15 protein-coding genes and 1 tRNA gene are annotated in these 17,743 nt (G+C 42.3%); 2 read left to right on the forward strand and 14 right to left on the reverse strand.

The annotated features are described in order from the left end of the window. Positions 1-49 precede the first annotated feature (49 nt). Positions 50-1,174, reverse strand: a complete 1,125-nt coding sequence (locus RBATCC27255_RS04245; protein ID WP_169923245.1) for an IS481 family transposase — start codon at positions 1,172-1,174, stop codon at positions 50-52. Positions 1,175-1,695: 521 nt separating this feature from the next. Beyond that, positions 1,696-2,199, reverse strand: a complete 504-nt coding sequence (locus RBATCC27255_RS04250; RefSeq protein ID WP_101028892.1) for a hypothetical protein — start codon at positions 2,197-2,199, stop codon at positions 1,696-1,698. Between the two features lie 249 nt (positions 2,200-2,448). Here RBATCC27255_RS04250 and RBATCC27255_RS04255 point away from each other — a divergent pair, with 249 nt between their 5' ends. Both RBATCC27255_RS04255 and RBATCC27255_RS04260 read left to right on the forward strand, forming a co-directional pair. Next, complete coding sequence (locus RBATCC27255_RS04255) at positions 2,449-3,183, forward strand: LytR/AlgR family response regulator transcription factor (protein WP_101028893.1); 735 nt, start codon at positions 2,449-2,451, stop codon at positions 3,181-3,183. A 2-nt stretch (positions 3,184-3,185) separates the two neighbouring features. Beyond that, entirely contained in the window at positions 3,186-4,499 is a 1,314-nt protein-coding gene (locus RBATCC27255_RS04260) for an ATP-binding protein (protein WP_101028894.1), read from the forward strand. A 98-nt stretch (positions 4,500-4,597) separates the two neighbouring features. Here the strand turns inward: RBATCC27255_RS04260 and RBATCC27255_RS10640 are convergent, their stop codons facing one another. From RBATCC27255_RS10640 to thyX, 12 genes are all read right to left on the reverse strand, one after another. Then, positions 4,598-5,827, reverse strand: coding sequence for a CHAP domain-containing protein (locus tag RBATCC27255_RS10640; RefSeq protein ID WP_101028895.1), 1,230 nt, complete (start codon positions 5,825-5,827; stop codon positions 4,598-4,600). 221 nt (positions 5,828-6,048) lie between these two features. Beyond that, a tRNA-Pro gene (locus tag RBATCC27255_RS04270) sits at positions 6,049-6,125 on the reverse strand. Between the two features lie 172 nt (positions 6,126-6,297). Then, complete coding sequence (locus RBATCC27255_RS10290) at positions 6,298-7,440, reverse strand: LPXTG cell wall anchor domain-containing protein (RefSeq protein WP_169923249.1); 1,143 nt, start codon at positions 7,438-7,440, stop codon at positions 6,298-6,300. 202 nt (positions 7,441-7,642) lie between these two features. Further along, positions 7,643-10,276, reverse strand: a complete 2,634-nt coding sequence (gene alaS / locus RBATCC27255_RS04280) for an alanine--tRNA ligase (RefSeq protein WP_101028896.1) — start codon at positions 10,274-10,276, stop codon at positions 7,643-7,645. 391 nt (positions 10,277-10,667) lie between these two features. Beyond that, positions 10,668-11,897 carry a peptidase U32 family protein gene (locus RBATCC27255_RS04285; protein ID WP_101028897.1) on the reverse strand — a complete coding sequence of 410 codons (1,230 nt, stop codon included), beginning with the start codon at positions 11,895-11,897 and terminating at the stop codon, positions 10,668-10,670. After that, positions 11,887-13,245, reverse strand: a complete 1,359-nt coding sequence (gene mltG, locus RBATCC27255_RS04290) for an endolytic transglycosylase MltG (protein WP_101028898.1) — start codon at positions 13,243-13,245, stop codon at positions 11,887-11,889. The genes RBATCC27255_RS04285 and mltG overlap by 11 nt, the downstream gene beginning before the upstream one ends. Positions 13,246-13,251: 6 nt before the next feature. After that, complete coding sequence (locus RBATCC27255_RS04295; protein WP_101028899.1) at positions 13,252-13,854, reverse strand: 5-formyltetrahydrofolate cyclo-ligase; 603 nt, start codon at positions 13,852-13,854, stop codon at positions 13,252-13,254. Next, positions 13,845-14,384 (reverse strand): DJ-1 family glyoxalase III, encoded by a 540-nt coding sequence (locus RBATCC27255_RS04300; RefSeq protein WP_101028900.1) that lies wholly within the window; start codon positions 14,382-14,384, stop codon positions 13,845-13,847. Before RBATCC27255_RS04300 ends, RBATCC27255_RS04295 begins: the two co-directional genes overlap by 10 nt. A gap of 13 nt (positions 14,385-14,397) precedes the next feature. Continuing rightward, entirely contained in the window at positions 14,398-15,186 is a 789-nt protein-coding gene (locus RBATCC27255_RS04305) for a GNAT family N-acetyltransferase (protein WP_101028901.1), read from the reverse strand. Continuing rightward, the gene (locus tag RBATCC27255_RS04310) at positions 15,183-16,073 is read right to left on the reverse strand and encodes a DUF2156 domain-containing protein (RefSeq protein WP_101028902.1); all 891 of its coding nucleotides are present in this window, start codon (positions 16,071-16,073) and stop codon (positions 15,183-15,185) included. The genes RBATCC27255_RS04305 and RBATCC27255_RS04310 overlap by 4 nt, the downstream gene beginning before the upstream one ends. Then, positions 16,060-16,734 (reverse strand): dTMP kinase, encoded by a 675-nt coding sequence (locus RBATCC27255_RS04315; RefSeq protein WP_101028903.1) that lies wholly within the window; start codon positions 16,732-16,734, stop codon positions 16,060-16,062. The genes RBATCC27255_RS04310 and RBATCC27255_RS04315 overlap by 14 nt, the downstream gene beginning before the upstream one ends. 9 nt (positions 16,735-16,743) lie before the next feature. Then, on the reverse strand, positions 16,744-17,544 hold the full coding sequence (thyX, locus tag RBATCC27255_RS04320) for an FAD-dependent thymidylate synthase (RefSeq protein WP_101028904.1): 801 nt from the start codon (positions 17,542-17,544) through the stop codon (positions 16,744-16,746). Positions 17,545-17,743: the final 199 nt, after the last annotated feature.

Below are 17,743 nucleotides of genomic sequence, written 5' to 3' on the forward strand. Positions count from 1 at the left end.
TGTCAAGTGCAACATGGTAACCACCTGTGCAAGGACATGGTATACAAATTCACAGTCTTGAAATCTTGCGGTGAATACGCTTGCCAGATGACGAGTCATACTCAGCAATAACAAAATTGCGATAGCAAACAAGAAATGAATCATTGTTTGGATTAGGTCTGAATTGAACATAATCATTGATGAAAGTTTCACTAAGATATAATTGAAAATTCTGAAAACGGACATATCCCCACGAATTTACTTTTATGGCTTTAAAGCCGGGTTCATATTCAAACGGCTCCACCTTGTCAGCAAAAATCCTTTCGCTGTGAGTATAGACATCGGCAGGACATTTGTTTCCAAGTGCTTCATGAGGTCGCAGGCAATTATACTTAGTTCGCCACTCTTGCAGAGCCTTGTCAGCGTAATCCAAGTTCTTGAATAGATTATGATTTAAAAGTTCTCTTTTCATACTGCCATGAAACCGTTCAATTTTTCCTTGTGTTTGCGGATGTTTAATTCTGCAATGTATGGGAAGAATGTCATTGTTCATAAGGAATTTTTCAAACATAGTAAATCCATGTTTAAAACCTGCAAACTGAGAACCATTGTCAGAAAGTACGCTTGATGGCATACCAAACTCATAAAAAGCTTGCTTAAAAGCGTTAATAACGACATTTTTAGTGTTAGGAAAGCATGCTATTTTGATTGAGTATCGTGAGCTGTCATCGAGAATAGTCAATGGATAGCAATAACGATTATCGGCAGTTAAAAACTCTCCCTTGAAATCAGTTTGCCACATATCATTGCAATGTTCTTTCTGAAAGCGTTTAAAAGGCTTTCTTTTGAGAGATTCCTCTTCAGATATGAGTTGGTGTTTATGAAGAATGTTAGTAATGGTTCTTGGACAAGGAATGTTTTTATACCCTTGATTTTCAAGAAAAATTTTAATTTTATCATCACCCCAACCCGGGTTATCGAAACGAACAGAAACGATTAATTCTTCAATGTCGTCAGGCGTTTTGTTAGGAGAACATAATGGTCTGCGTGACATATCAGTTAAGGGCAGTCCCTGTTTAAATCTATCAACCCACTTGCGACCGGTTTTGCGTGTGATTTCATATTCCCGACATAGAGCACTAAAATTATTTGTTTCTAATGCTTTTGTAACAAATTCTAATCTTTGTTTTTCCACAGTTTTACACTCCCACGGCATAAAAACAGCTCCTTCATTTGCTATTTTCTTGCCATTTATTTTATCATAAAACTGTATACTATGTCTTTGCACTGTTGTATACTATGTTACTACACTGCACACCGTGTTCGCCCGTTCGTGTGCATTGCACACGATTGCACGCAATGCGTGCAAATTTGAATACACAGTTTATGTTATATCAAAACATATTATATAAACATAAATATTCATCAAAGCGGGCGTCCAATGAACGCCCCTACCGGTTTGCAACATTTACAAAATTTGTTTTAACATACAAATTGTACGATTACTTGCGGGAGAACATGGTTCTCCCCTACAGATTATACACTGCTTTTATTGTATAAAAAGCTATGTGTATAAACATAAAAATTCATCAGTACAGGCGGATGATATCTGCCCAACAGAACGACAACTGCATATCAAACAGAAACAACCGCCCACCTTTCGGTGAGCGGTTGTTTTGTGTAGTGTAGTATTAGGAAATTGGGATTAGATTACAATTACTGCTGTCTTTCGCAATAGCTTGAAAGGCCTGTGTTAGGATCTGTGTATTTGAGCATATCATTGTCAGCGTCATATGTGTAGTTAAACTGCTGTTCGCCTACTGTCATAACGAGATCTGTACCCTCAAATGTGTAATTGCCCGAAACAGTCACACCGCTCATTTCGCCTGAGAATGTACCGTCATCTGCAAATGTGTATGTACATTTCAAAGTTTCGGGTTCAACACCGTTCGCTGTTGCGTAGTCATCAATTGAAACGGCTGCACCGTCCGTACCTTCAAGTGCTGTTACAGTCCAAGTACCTACAACGCTTGCCGATGAATCGCCGTCCTTTGAATCAGCGGCGCTGTCATCTGCGCTGTTTGCATTGTCGTCAGCAGTCTGTGATGCCGAACTTTCGTTTTTGCTTGACGAGTCACCGTCATTACCGCAACCTACAAGACCTACTGTACCTACCATACAAATTGCAAGCAATAAAGCTAACTTCTTGATTTTTTTCATAGTTGATTACCTCTTTCCGATATTTTTTACTTTCCGATTTTGATTTACGGAAACACCGCAATTTTCGTGTTTCGCTTTCATCACCTCAATGATAGCCAATTTAATGCAACATTTCAACAAGTTGGCACAAACATCAATCTTTTGGCAAAAACATATGACAATCGGATATAATATTTTTCAAATTTATGGTATAATCTAAGTGCAGTTAATCATTGCTCCGAATTAAATTATTTCAAAGGAGGCGATATCTTGAAAATTGCAGTTATTGACGACGAAAAGCCTCAGGCAGACATTCTCTACTCAATCTGCAACGCATATTTTGGCGGACACAAGCAAAATGTGCAGATTGATTGTTTTCCTGACGGAATAGCTTTTTTCAATTCATTCAAGGAAAACACCTACAAAATAGCCTTTGTAGATATTTTTATGGAGAAAATGAACGGCATTGCCGTGGCTGAAAAGCTTCGTGAAAAAGACCGTGATATTATTATTGTATTTGTCACAACAAGCCCCGATTTTATGATGCAGGCATTTTCCGTTCACGCTTTTCATTACATAACAAAACCCTACAAAGCTGAGCAGATGATTTACAAGGTACTTAATGATGCCTCGTCATATGTATCGGATAATTCAAAATACATTGAAGTTATGTGTGACCGCCGAAACACGCTGATTTCGCTTAAGGAAATTGTTTCTGTTGAATCCGATGCACATTATATCAACATAGGTGTTGTTTCGGGACTTAGATATCGCACACGAATGACCATTGCAGAGTTTCTCAAGCTTGCAGACAATGACACCCGTTTCATACCCGTAAACAGGGGAATCGTGCTGAATGCCGATTACATAAAGGACATTGAAGACTCTGTATGTGTTACAGGCAACGGTGAAAGATTCCCGATTAAAATTCGTGAAAAAACTCGGATTGAACAGAGTATCCGTGAATATATGTTCAAAAAAATCAGAGAAAACCAGCGGAGGTGAACATGGACGCATTCATAAAATTTCTTCAGGCATTTTTCAGCTTTGTCATAATAATACCGTTAAGTTTATTCTGCCTTTTACCATTAAAAAATCAATTAAAATACCCGATTTCAAAGATAGTAACGCCCTTTTTGTGTTCATTTATCATACTCGGTTCTCTCTCGTCAATTGTGATGACGGCTTTTGACATTCAGAATTTAAACTTTGTTCTCTTCCCCGACCTTGTAATATTTTTCTTCCTTATTAAAAGCGTTACAAAGGCCGGAACAGCACGCTGTTTGTTTGTTTTTATAAGTGTGTGCTGTTTGATTTCATTCTTTTCGCTGTATTCATATTTTATCAACTCATTTTTTCAGGAAGAAATCTCACGAGGAGTTAACACCTCATATAGCCTGATTCAAATGGGGCTTTCGGTTGCGGCAATGGGAGCGCTTGTTCCGCTCACAAAATATTACGCATGGATGATTGACAACATAAATATCGGCAAGGTGTGGTATTTGTTTTCAATTTTGCCCATTGCACTTATGGTGTCAAACATCTATATCATACCGATTTCCTACGCAAATATTCGTGTTGGAAAGGTTTATGCAAAAGGATTCATCATTACAATATTTGAGCTTGCATTGTATCTTATAGTATTCATATTATTCTACATTTTCAGCAAGACTACTATTGAAAAAACAAAGCTTACAGAACGAAACAACATTCTTGAAATTCAGAAAAGTTACACAGAATCGTTGCAGTCGTACATAAAATACACCTCAAAAGCAAGACATGATTTTAAACATTCAGTTCATGTTATGAGCCGACTTGCAGATGAAGGAAATCTTTCGGCACTGAAAGACTACATTGCACAGTATGAAAATTCGCTGACTGTAACAGCACCTGTGCGAATCTGCAAGAGTGAGGCGCTGAACGCATTGTTCAATCACTATCGTCAACAGGCGATTGAGAACAATGTTGACATTAACTGGCGGATTGATTTGCCCGACAAATCGAGAATTCTTGATGTTGACCTCTGCAGTATTTTCGGCAACATACTCGAAAACGCAATTGACGGTTGCTGTACAGTTGAAGAAGGCAAAAGATATTTTAATCTGACTTCAGAAATAAAAGGCGACTGTCTGTACATTGTATCAACCAACAACTTTGGCAAGCCCTTGAGAATGGACGGCGAGGAATTTTCTTCAACAAAACATCAGGGCAAAGGAATCGGACTTTACTCAATGAAAAGCATAACAGATGTTTATGACGGTATTTTTGAAGCAGGCAACAATGACGGCGAATTTTTCGTAAATATCGTAATGAAATACTAAATATTAAAGGGTATGCACAAGCGGCATACCCTTTTTGTATTCGGACAATTGCAAAAAAACACGCCTTGCAGACACAAGGCGTGTTTTTGTTTTCATCGTCAACTGATTATAAGAGTTTTCTGAATTTCTGTTGCGTCAAGAACATTGACCACACCGTCCCGATTGAAATCCGCAAGCTTCATCTGAACATCGGAAAGTGCCGCAGTGGAAATGGCAAACTTGCTGATTTCGGTTGCGTCAAGAATATCAACACTTCCGTCAAGATTTACATCACCGATTGCAAACGACTCTTCGCCGTTTGATGCAGGAGCTGTTGTTGGCTGAACAGGTGCGGTAGGAACAGTTGCTGCCGGCTGTGTTGCCTTAGCCGTTGTCGGCTGTACTGTTGCAGCAGGAACAGTTGTTGCAGGCTGTGTGGCCTTGGCTGTTGTCGGCTGAACAGTTGGCTTTGCAGTAGTCGGCTGAACCGTAGCTTTGGCTGTGGTAGGCTGTACAGTAGGTTTTGCTGTCGTAGGCTGTACCGTTGATGAAGAAACAAAAGTACAAAAATCAAGAGCAACCCAACCTGTCTTGCCGTTGTACGAGGTGTAACCCCATGTGTGACCGCCGGAAGCCGAAACCTTTGTTACATTAAGAGTAACATTGCTCGGAACAGATGCTACAGATTTATAGCTTGTACCCGCACCGCTTCTCATATTGAGATAATCGTCAACATCTGTTTTATATGTACCTGTTGTGTAAGTTACCTTTTTGGTTGTAGCCTGAGTAGTGCTTGTACTGCTGCTGAAATTGCCAAGGTAAATGTAGCCCTGAAAATTCCACCCTTTGTTACCGCCAACCTTCGGGTCGGAGATACTCGCTGTGGAAATGTAAAAATTAGCACCGCTGTATGCAGAGTTTGAAAGTGTAATCACACCGTTTTCAACCTTTTCCACAACAGCAACATGACCGCCGCCATAGCTGTATGACCAACAGGCAATTGCGCCGACCTTCGGGGTCTGGCCGTACTTATAGTAGCCGTTAGCCTTGTTGTAGCCGTACCACTGCTCTGCATTGTTCCACGAAAGCTTCGGCTCAGAGCCGAGAATCTCATAAGCTCTGCCGTAAGCATATGCTGTACAGTTCGGCATACCGTAACCGTACCTATAAAAAACATTTAAATTACTGTAATAATACTTGTTACTTGAACTCGGGGCAGAAAGTCTTGGTGAGAACGATGCCGCACTCGCAATCATCGACATTGAGAAGACCGACACAAACAGCATTACAGCCGTGAGAACTGCCGCAGAAACCTTTTTGTTAAAAATTCTTTTTAAAACATTTTGCAAAGAAACACTCCTTTTTTAAATTTCAAAGCGGTTGTTACCGATTTGTAACCACTTTCTTATATTTTATCATAAAATGCTTTGAAATCAAAGAGCAGAAATGCCGAATTTAGAAATTATAATCCGCATTTTTAAGCCAATCTATACAATGAATTACATTTTCTGTTCCAACCGTTGACACAAAACGGCAAAAAATAAAAGGCGGTTAAAAAACCACCTTTATTTGGTCGGGATGACAAGACTTGAACTTGCGACTCCACGCCCCCCAGACGTGTGCGCTACCAAACTGCGCTACATCCCGATGCAACATTATTATTTTAGCAAAACAACAGGCTGTTGTCAAGGCATTTCTAAAATTTTTTCTGCTGATCAACAGAAATTGCAATTAAGACGAACACAAACAGCAAAGCAAAACGGACACTGCCATTCGACAGTGTCCGAAAAATGCTTAGATTAAAGAAAAATCTTTTAAATTATTCTTCTCTCTTCTTTCTTGCAAGGAACATAACGCCTGCTGCTGAAACCATAAGACCTGCCATTACGAACACGATTGTTGTTTCAACGCCTGACTTAACTGCACCTGTGCTTGAAGAACCTGAGCCTGATGAGCCTGAACCGCTGCTGCTTGAGCCGCCGTTTGAACCGTTACTGCTTGAGCCTGAAGCTGAACCTGAGCCTGAGCCAGAAGCAGAACCTGAACCGTTGCTTGAGCTTGATGAGCTCGAACCCTTGTTACCTGTCTTCTTAGCGTTGTCGAGCTGATCCTTGTCAACCTTTTTACCTGTTGTAGGATCTGTGCAACCTGAAAGAATCTTCTCAACTGCAGGAGCAATCTTATTCTTATCAGGGCTGTTTATAGCGTTGAGTCTATCTGTTACAGCACCCATAACCTTTGTTGGGCTAACCTTGAGTTCGTTAATAAGGTCCTGTGTATGACTTGTCTTAGCGTCATCGTCATAGTAAGCAACGAGGTATGTAGCCAGCAATGTTACATCTGATTCGCCCTCAGGGAAAGCAGAACCGATGATTTTACCTGTTGAAGTAATCTTCTTTTCAGGACCGCAGTCTGGATTGTTTTCCCATTTAGCTTCGTTTGCCTTCTTTTCTGAATCCTCAGGGTTTTCAAGCTGATTACCTGTGCAATAAAGTGTGTCGCCGATGCAGTTACCGTTCATAATAGCGTTGTATGACTGCATACCTGTGTTAGCACTGAAGATTACACAGTATACTCTTCCGTCTGACTTAGAGATTGTGTTACCTGTCTTTGAAAGATCATATGTAGCGATACCTGTTGAAGCGTCGTACTTACATCTTTCTTTCTTTGTCTGCCAATCCGGCCAATCGCCTGAACCATCAGCCTTCCAAATGTGACAGAATACTGTCTTAACATTATTCCAGCCTGACTTCTTTACATCGAACTTAACAACATTGCCTGCTTCAACCTCTGAAGAACCGTTAGCTGAAACATCTGAAGAACCATCAGCTGAAACTTCGCCTGACTGATCTGCTGCTGCAACAGCAGCATCATCCTCTGCTTCTGCAGCGCTTGCTGTGATGGCAGCTGAGCTGCACATTACTGCGGCTGCAAGAAAAAGACCTGCAATTTTCTTGAACATTTTTAATCTCCTCCTAAAATTGTTCATAAATATCCAAGATAGATTTTCATATCTTAGTACTGCTTATTATACTATAAAAATAACAAAACTGCAATAGTTTTGGTTTAAAACCGTTTTTGTTATTTGCACAAGGTTTTATGTGACAGTTTGGCTATTTTCCACAATTTTACTTTTTAACACGCCATAAATGCACATTAAATGATTATTTCAACATTGCGTAAACGGTTTCTTTTACGCTGTCAAGAGCCTCTTCAATCTTTTCGGGCTGCTTAGCGCCTGCCATAGCCATATCCGGCTTACCGCCGCCGTTACCGCCGACTTTCTGAGCAACAGCCTTGACTATTTTGCCTGCGTTAGCGCCGAGAGCAAGAGCCTCCTTACCGCAGGCTGCGGCAAATGTCACCTTGCCGTCATTTTCAGTTGCAAGAACGCATACGCACTTTGGAGCAAAATCTCTTGCCTTTTCACACATTGTGCGAAGAATGTCGGCATTAACCTTGTCAACCTTGCCTGTTACCACTCTTACACCGTGCTCCTCTGTTGTGCCTGCAAAAAGCTGTCCAATCTGAGCAACGGCAAGCTTAGAGTTAAGCTCGTTGATTTCTCTCTGCTGTTCCTTGATAATCTGTTCAGCCTTTTGAACGCCCTCAACAACCGCCTTTGGATTCGCAATTTTGAGTAATGAGCAAACATCCATAATAACAGCGCTCATACCGTTAATATATTTGAGAACGCCCATACCTGTGAGAGCCTCGATTCTTCTTACGCCTGCGGCAACCGAACCCTCCTGTCTGATTCTGAAAAGACCGAGGTTTGCGGTATTCTTAACATGAGTACCGCCGCAAAATTCAACAGAGAAGTCGCCTGCACTTACAACACGGACAACATCGCCATACTTTTCACCGAAGAGTGCCATTGCGCCGAGCTTTTTAGCCTCTTCAATAGGCATTTCCTGTGTTGTAACGGGGATTGCCTCAAGAATCTTTTTGTTTACAAGGTCCTGAACCTCAATCAGTTCCTTTGCCGTGAGAGCCTCAAAGTGAGTGAAATCAAAACGGAAGTAGTCGTCCGAAACAAGCTGACCTGCCTGCTGAACATGGTTGCCGAGAACCTCACGGAGAGCCGACTGAAGAAGGTGAGCCGCTGTGTGGTTTCTTGTAATATCCGCACGGCGCTCTTCATCAACAGCAGTTGAAACCTCCGCACCTACATTGATGCTGCCGCTCTTTACTGTACAAGCATGAAGGTAAATTGTGCCTGACGGATTCTTTGTTGTGTTGTCAACATCAGCTGAAAAACTGCCCGACTCCATAACACCTGTGTCGCCAACCTGACCGCCGCCTTCTCCGTAGAACGGAGTTTTGTTGAGAACGATAATAGCATTTTCGCCCTCACCGATACTGTCAACTCTCACACCGTCCTTAACGATTGCAAGAACCTTTGAAGTTGACTTGAGGTCTGTGTAACCTACGAATTCTGTATTTGCAACATCCGAAAGGTCTGTTGTGTCAGAAATCCAAGCGTCTGCACCTGCGTTCTTTCTTGCATCACGGGAACGCTTTTTCTGCTCCTTCATAAGCTCACGGAAACGCTCAACATCAACCTTGATGCCTTTTTCCGAAAGAATTTCTTTTGTAAGGTCAATCGGGAAACCGTAGGTATCGTTAAGCTTGAACGCATCCTCACCGCTGAGAACATTTACATCTTCGTTGTCCATAATGCCGTTGAGCATCTTAAAGCCCTGATCAATTGTCTTGGCAAAGCTTTCTTCCTCAACCTTGATAACCTTTGTGATGAACTCCTGCTTTTCCTTGAGTTCGGGATAAGCTGTGAGATTTTCCTTGATAACCGTATCGCAAACCTTATAGAGGAAAGGCTCGTTGTAGCCGAGAAGTCTGCCGTGACGAGCGGCCCTTCTGAGCAAACGGCGAAGCACATAACCCTTGCCCTCGTTTGACGGAAGAACACCGTCACCTATCATAAATGTTGTACTGCGGATATGGTCTGTGATAACACGGAGTGAAACATCGCTCTTTTCATCTCTGCCGTACTCAACACCTGTAATCTGTGAGATGTGCTTCATAATATTCTGAATTGTATCAACGAGGAAAAGGTTGTCAACACCCTGCATAACACAGGCAAGTCTTTCAAGTCCCATACCTGTATCAATGTTCGGATGTTCAAGAGGAGTGTAGTTACCTTTGCCGTCACTCTCAAACTGAGTAAATACAAGGTTCCAAACCTCAACAAAACGGTCACATTCACAGCCTACATGACAGTCGGGTCTGCCGCAGCCCTTTTCGTCGCCACGGTCAAAATAGATTTCGGAGCACGGACCGCAGGGACCTGAACCGTGTTCCCAGAAGTTATCTTCCTTGCCGAGTCTTACCATATGTGACGGATCAACGCCGACTTCCTTTGTCCAAATGTCAAAAGCCTCGTCATCGTCCTCATAGATTGAAACATAGAGCTTTTCGGGCGGCATTTCAAGAACCTTTGTGAAAAATTCCCATGCCCATGCTGTAGCCTCGTGCTTAAAATAGTCACCGAACGAGAAGTTACCGAGCATCTCAAAAAATGTACCGTGACGGGCTGTGATGCCGACACGCTCAATGTCGGGAGTACGGATACATTTCTGACAGGTTGTAACACGCTTGCGAGGAGGTGTTACCTCACCTGTAAAATATTTTTTCATAGGAGCCATACCGCTGTTGATGAGCAGAAGGCTGTTGTCGTCCTTTGGAACAAGCGAAAAGCTGGGAAGTCTTAAGCAACCCTTTGATTCAAAAAATTCAAGAAACTTTTCTCTTAATTCGTTAAGTCCTGTCCACTTCATAAAAAATCTCTCCTTATACAAATTCACAGGGGAATACAATATTCGTTCAAATTTGTTTAAAGTATGCAACCGAGCAAAATAAAAAATCCCATTGTATAAAAATACAATGGGACAGGAATATCCTGCGGTACCACCCAAATTGACGCTAAGCGTCCGCTTTGAGTAATCGTCATATAGATTACATTTCCTTAACGCAGAAATACGCTGTGCTTAATCACACAGAGCTCAGGGGCAGCGTACCGAAGCCTTACATAAAAGCCTTGCACCAAACGGCTTTCTCTCTGAAATGCTGACGCCTCGGTTAATCCCGTCACAGCCGAATATTGTAATTCAATTGCAATACATAGATTATAAAACTGTTTCTTTGTGTTGTCAATAGCAAAATTTGGGATTAGTCACGCTTTTTTCTGATAACCGAGCCTGACGGAACGGGAGCGTTGCACTTCATTGTGAGTCTTTGCATCGGGTGCGGCGCACTTTCAACGGGCATACCATCGTCAGTTGTAAGCGACTCACACTTGATTTCAAACGGCACTCCGCTTGGCGGAAGCACATCGAGTGTGTCGCCCACATAGAATTTGTTGCGCTGAGTGATTACTGCGGTTGTGTCGTCAATAAGCTCTTCGCACAACGCAACATTGTCATAATGACGGATATATCCGCCGTTGCCGGTAACCTGACCCGGTTCTCTGCCAAAATAGAAGCCCGTGTTGTACTCACGGTGACTGATTTTTTCAAGTTCTTCCCTTATCCACGGTTTGAGAACATAACCGTCACCCTCTGCAAAATAATCGTCAACAGCGTGACGGTAAGCGTTTGTTGTAACAGCTGTATAATAAGCCGACTTTGCTCTGCCCTCAATTTTAAAGCTTGAAACACCTGCCTTTACAAGCTCAGGGATATGCTCAATCATACAGAGATCTCTGGAATTATAAAGATATGTGCCGTCGCCTGTTTCTTCAACGGGGAAATACTGTCCCTGACGGTTTTCTTCATAAAGATGATACTTCCATCGGCACGGCTGAGCACAGTCGCCGTGGTTCGCATCTCTGCCTGTCATATAGCTTGAAATAAGGCACCTGCCCGAGAATGAAACGCACATTGCACCGTGTACAAAGCATTCGATTTCAAGCTCTTTCGGAACTTTTGCACGCATTTCGGCAATTTCATCAAGCGGAATTTCCCTTGCAAGCACAACCCTTGACGCACCCATATTGTAAAGCACATTTGCCGCCGCATAGTTTGTTACTCCTGCCTGAGTCGAAATGTGGCGCTGAACCTTTGGCGCATACTTTTTAGCCGCCTCAAAAACACCGAGGTCGGCAATTATGAACGCATCAACTCCGCAAGCCTGAGCATTCTCCATAAATTCCTGAAGATGAGGAATTTCATTATTGCGTGGAAGTGTGTTGCAGGTTACATGGATTCTTGCCCCCTTTTTATGTGCAAGGTCACAGGCAGTTTTCAGCTGATCGTTATCAAAATTCTGCGGTGCGGAACGCATTCCGAACATTTTTCCTGCAAGAAAAACTGCGTCTGCGCCAAAATTTAATGCAGATTTAAGGCAATCCATATCACCTGCCGGCGATAAAATTTCGGGTTTTTCAAAATTAGTTATCATAGCTTTTAATATACTCCATATTTGCATTTTGCTGTTCAAGTGTTGATGCGTAATAAGCCTGTCCCTTGCTGTCGTGACAGAAGAAGTAATAATCCGAGCTGTTCGGATTGAGTGCGGCAATTATTGCGTCCATACCCGGATTGCAGATTGGACCGTATGGGAGTCCCTTTTTGTCATATGTGTCGTATCTGCTCTTGTATGTACTTCTGTCATTTTCGGGAACATCTTCAAGGCTTCTGTACGGATAGAACTTTGTCGAATCAAGACCGAGGTTTGACACACCGGCACTGCTGTCGGCTGTAAGACGGTTGTGAAGAATTGATGAGATGTAGTACATATCCTCTTTGTCAGCCGCCTCTGCCTGAATGATTGACGCAATTGTCATAACCTGATCAAGCGAATACTTTGTATCGCTCTCCTCAACCATTTTCAAAACTGTTGTTTTCTTTGAATAGCCATCAACAGTCTGCTTTTCGTTTATCTTTGTTTCGTAGTTATTAAGAAGCTTGTAGATTACGGACTCTGCATTTTCGTTTCTGTAGAATTCGTAGGTATCGGGATAGAGATAGCCCTCAAGCTTGTAGTAACGCTTGTCCGCATTTGTTTCAGCCTTGATAAAATCAAAATCACCGTCAAATTTGTCAGAATTGCACAATGAAAGGAACTCATCCCTGTCACCCAAAGCACCGTTCTTTTTAAGAGTGTCGGCAATTTCAAGAACGCTCTCACCCTCGGTAATTGTAACAGAAACCGTGTCGGTTCTGTTGTTGTTGCTTGAAAGAAAATTGACGATTGCCTCATAGTCCATATTCTTGCGGATTTCATATGTACCCTGAGTAAAATCATCGGCAGACTTTGTGACATTGACAAAAAGCTTGAAATATGACGGCTCACCGATTACTTTATTGTCAACAAGTACCTTTGTAACATCGTCAACAGTCGGATTTTCGGGGATTTCAATTTTCACGGTTGAGGAGTCGGTTCTGTTCACGGCAAGCAAATCGTTCATACCTGTTATCATATATACAGCCGCCATTGCTCCGACAATTAGAATTGAGATTATCCACATAACACGGAAAATTCTGCGGTTATGCTTATTTTTCGCTTTAAGAGTCTTTTTTTCTTCCCTTTTCTTCTGCTTAAGAACATGCTTTGACTCTCTCGCCATCTGCTTTCGAACATCCTGACCGCTGTATGAATTGAGGTTTGACGGCTCGCCTTCTGTTTCACCGTACATATTTTCGTCCTCATACTCGGTTTCGTCAATGTTGAGCTTAAAGTTTTCGGCTCTTCTTCGGCGCTGAGCGTTAAGCTCCTGTTCGCTCATATTAAAATTATCAGGGTTCATAATGTATCATTCCTTTACAAACTCGTTATTTGTTCGGTTGGTATATTTTTCGGTAATCACGGCGTCAACGGGGCGGTCAAACACTCCCGAGGGCAGAGTATGCTCCATACATTTGGAGTAGCAAAGACCAACGCTCGTTCCCGAAAAGCTCTGCAAAAATCTGTCATAGTAACCCTTGCCGAATCCAAGGCGGAATCCCTGCATATCAAAGCAAAGTCCCGGAACAAGGCAGAGTCCGTGTGAGAAATCCTCGTACTTTTCACAAACCTCGGGGTTTGGTTCCATAATTGAAAACGCACCCTTTTCAAGCTGAGAAAGTGAGGTCACAAGGTAAAAATCCATTTCGCCGAAATTATTCCTGCACCTTGGCAGAGCAAGTTTTTTGCCGTCTTTCAGCGTTGTTTCAAGGATAAGCGAGGTGTCAACCTCAATCGGTGATGAAACAAAGGCAAAAAGCACATCGCAGCTTTTGTATTCCTCACTTGCCAGAAAAGCGTTCTGCAAGGCAAGGTCAAGCTGCTGTTTCTTTTCGGGAGGACAGTTTTTGCGGATTTTTTTATATTTTGCACGGAGCTGACTTTTCAGCTCACGGACATTTTTTACAGGCATTGCATATCACCGATAACCTTGTCAGCGGCATCCTTTGATACTGCGAGAGAAACAATTGCGTGACCAAATTCAATCGCACAGCCTGCGCCCTTTGCGGTAATAATATTGCCGTCCGTTACGGTGTGAGTGCCTGTATAGTCTGCACCCTTCAGCTCCTTTTCAAAGCCGGGGAAACAGGTTGCCTTTTTGCCGTCAAGGATTCCGAGGTGACCGAGAATTGACGGAGCGGCACAGATTGCGGCAACGATTTTGCCGTTCTCACAGCTATACTTAACAGCCTCAAGAACCTTTTCGTTTGCCTCAAGATTGAGAGTTCCGGGCATACCGCCGGGGAGTATAACACCCTGAACACCGTCAAGGTCAATACTGTCAATTGTGATATCGGCTTTTACAGGCACACCGTGTGAGCTTGTAACACATTCGCCTGTTACACCGACTGTTTTAACATCAAGCTTTGCCCTGCGCATTACATCAACGGGGGCAAGCGCCTCTGTTTCTTCAAAGCCTTCTGCAAGAAATACATAGAACATAGTAAACTTCCTTTCAGGAAAGAGTAATCCCGATATAGACATCGTCGGGAATTTTATGGTTTTTGTCGAGTGATTTAATCATTCCGCATTTTTGTGATTGGCAGTTTTCAAAAAGAGCGTTGTCGGATTTGCCCGTAAACACAAACCTTTCTGATTTTGTATTTTCAAGCAAAAGTGCGGAAAGTTCGTTTATATTTTTATAAGCCGAGTAAAAAACATCGGCAGTATTTTCGTTTTCATCAAATACGGCAAAGCAGTCATTCTTATTTATCACCTTTGAGCCGTAAATCTCATAATAGGACTTTGCAAATTCAAAAAAATTCTCATTATATATGAAAGAATTTTCTTTTGAACAGCCGATATTCAAACCCTTCTCTGCAAAATTTTCAAGCGTTTGCCTTGAAATTTCACGGCTTTTTACGGTGCAGCTCTGAGCATATCCGAGCTTTGCGTAAAAGCCGTACAAGCCGTCATTTGCAGGAAAAAGCAGAGAATAGACATCACCGTTATTCTTTGCGTCATTAAGTGCAAAATCAATCAGCCTTGACATTATCCCGTTGCCACGGAAAGATTTATCGGTTGACGCACCGCAAAGATAATGCGATTTCTCGCCGTTAAGCGTACCTTTTACAAGGTAAAGAGCCGAAACGATTCTATCGTCAACAACGGCACAGCAGCCGTCAAAAAGGTCGCTGTCAAAAATCAGATTGACGGCAGTTACATCCTCGTCAAAACACGAGAGCCACAGCTTTTTTAGGCTTTCGGTATCGGATTTTTCAGTTTTGCGAAATATCGTTTTCATCGTTTTTTCGGTATTGCATTCCAGCGGTCGAGGATAATAACGGGATTGTATGAAAGTTTAGACTTTTTGAGTCCCTCAAGTCCCATATCTTCCTCACGGTTTATATACTCATACTGCGTAAGAGTTTTGGCAAATTCGTTGTTGATTACGGCATAAACACCGTCATATTCACGAAGTGCCTTTTCAAAGTTGATATCATACACCTTGGGTGAAATTTCACTTCCGAGAGTCATGGCAACGGGCTTTGAGTCAACATACAGTACAGCGCCCTTGACATTGTATTCGTCTTTGAGGTCGCACATTTCCCTGATTGCCATAATTTCGCTTGAAGCTTCAGGATCGGTGTCATTTTCCGCACACCACAGTTTTGCAACCGTTAATGCATCGGGAATGTTTGAATCCGACAGAGTTTCAAAACGGGTATCGGTGTAGGTTCTGTAAAATTTTGAAATGTGGTTACGCTTTGCGTGAAACCTTTTGCCCGCAAGGGTTGCAAGGTCACGGGAAGTGTAGATGTAATCCTGATTTTCGGGTGAACGGACATAATCAAATTTGCCGGGAAACATTGTTTCAAGCATTGCACGATTGCCGTTTGTCAGCATAACAATTTGCAAATTGCCGTTTCTCTCCTCGGCATCTTTGAAAACCTCTTCAAGCGCACCCTTTATATTTTTGCCTGTAGGCATACAGTAACCCCAAACAGACTCGTCTGGATTACAATACACCTTGACAATTGTATCATCATAAAAAGCAAATTTAATATTGTATTCGTTTCGCCAAAGATAAGCGTTCAAAAGGTTGGTATCGCAACCCATGCACTCATCATAATCGTAGTATTTTTTAAGTTCGTTTATGTCACTTTGCTCAATTTTTTTAAAGCTCAGCATAAATTTCAGCCGCTGCCCTCTCTATCTCTTCCGATATTTTTTCTATACTCTTAATCTCTCCGTTTTCACAGCAATTAATAACCTTCCAGCCGCATTTTTTAGCGGCATAAACTGCACTTTTTCGACAGTTAAGAAGGAAACGGAGGTTTTTTTCATGCAAATCTTTCTTGCTGTTGTCACCGCCGTAGCGTTTTTCCATAAGCTTCTGCGAAACCTCGGGTTCAACATCAAGGTAGATTACAAGGTCGGGTTTCGGAATCCCGAGCTTTTCGTATTCAAAATCGTTCAGCCAATCAATAAAGCTGTTCCACTCCTCTTTCGGGAGTTTGGACATCTGATAAATTATATTTGAAGTCACATAGCGGTCGCTTAAAATCACACCGCCGTTGTCACATTCCTTTTTCCAAAACTGAAGATAGCTTGCAACACGGTCAACCGCATAAAATGCACTCGCCGCATAGGCATTGACATCATCGGGCTTGTCGCCGAATTTGCCGTCAAGATACATCTTCACGGGAGCGGCGGCAGGACTTTCATAATTCGGAAATTCAAGCTTTGTGACCTTTTTGCCGAGAGCGGAAATTTTTTCGCACAAAATCTTTGTCTGCGTAGCTTTTCCGCTGCCGTCAAGTCCCTCAATAACAATAATTTTGCTTTTCATATATATACCTTACTTTTCTCTGCCGTATTTCTGACGCATTTCCTTTTGCTTTCCGCAACACATATTGCCCTCGGGGCATGGTCCGAACAGGCATGACGGGCCGCAGTTTTTGAAAAGATGCGGAGCAACCTCAAGACATTGCAAAAGCATCTGTTCGGCAACCTCACGAATTTCCCACTGCGCTCTGTTGCAGCAACGGTGTGCAAAAAAGTTCTGCAAGCTTCTTGCATTGAAAGTGCAGACAATTTTTGTTGTCGATGCATTCGGAAGAATAAATCTTGCGTCCTCATTGGCTTTCTTGATGAAAGCATTGCAGGATTTTTTGTCGTCAGCCTTGTAGGCATTGATAATTTCTTCATCAGTTCCGCTGTATTTATCGGGACACTTCTCGTTGATGTAACCGACAGCAAGCGCATCTCTGATTTCCTTGTAAGCGTCAGCCTCAACCTTGAGAGCCTTTTCATAAGCGGCAAGAGCCTTTTCGTTCTTTGCAATCTCGGGCGGAGTTACAAAGTCAAACCTTGTGCCGTCAACATAGCGCTGTGACTGCTGACTGTAGGATGCAATTCTGTGGCGGACAAGCTGGTGTGAGCAGGCTCTTGAAATGCCCTCAATGCCGAATGTAAAATATGCGTGTTCGGTCGGACTTGCATGACCGAGGCTTGCAAGCATATCAATAAATGAGGACGTTTTTTCCTCGTCAAGACCTTCTCTTATATCTTCAATCCCTGACGGTGAGTAGCAAAGCTTTGCCGCCATTGCAACCGTCTGTTCAGGGTTAGGTGTGTGTGTAAGGAGCGTTACCTTTATTGCCATTTTTCGTTTTCATCTCCCATTTTCGATAAAGTTATTCACAATTTCCGATATTCGGATTTATTATAACATTATTATTCAGTCTTTTCAATGGTAAAAACGAGCAAAAATCCCGACAGCACAAAACCTGTCGGGATTTCTGATTAAAATACTATTTTCTTGTAATTGACCAACCCTTTGAGTTGAAACCGCTTAC

The organism is Ruminococcus bromii, from assembly GCF_002834225.1.
Taxonomy (GTDB): Bacteria; Bacillota; Clostridia; order Oscillospirales; family Acutalibacteraceae; genus Ruminococcoides; species Ruminococcoides bromii.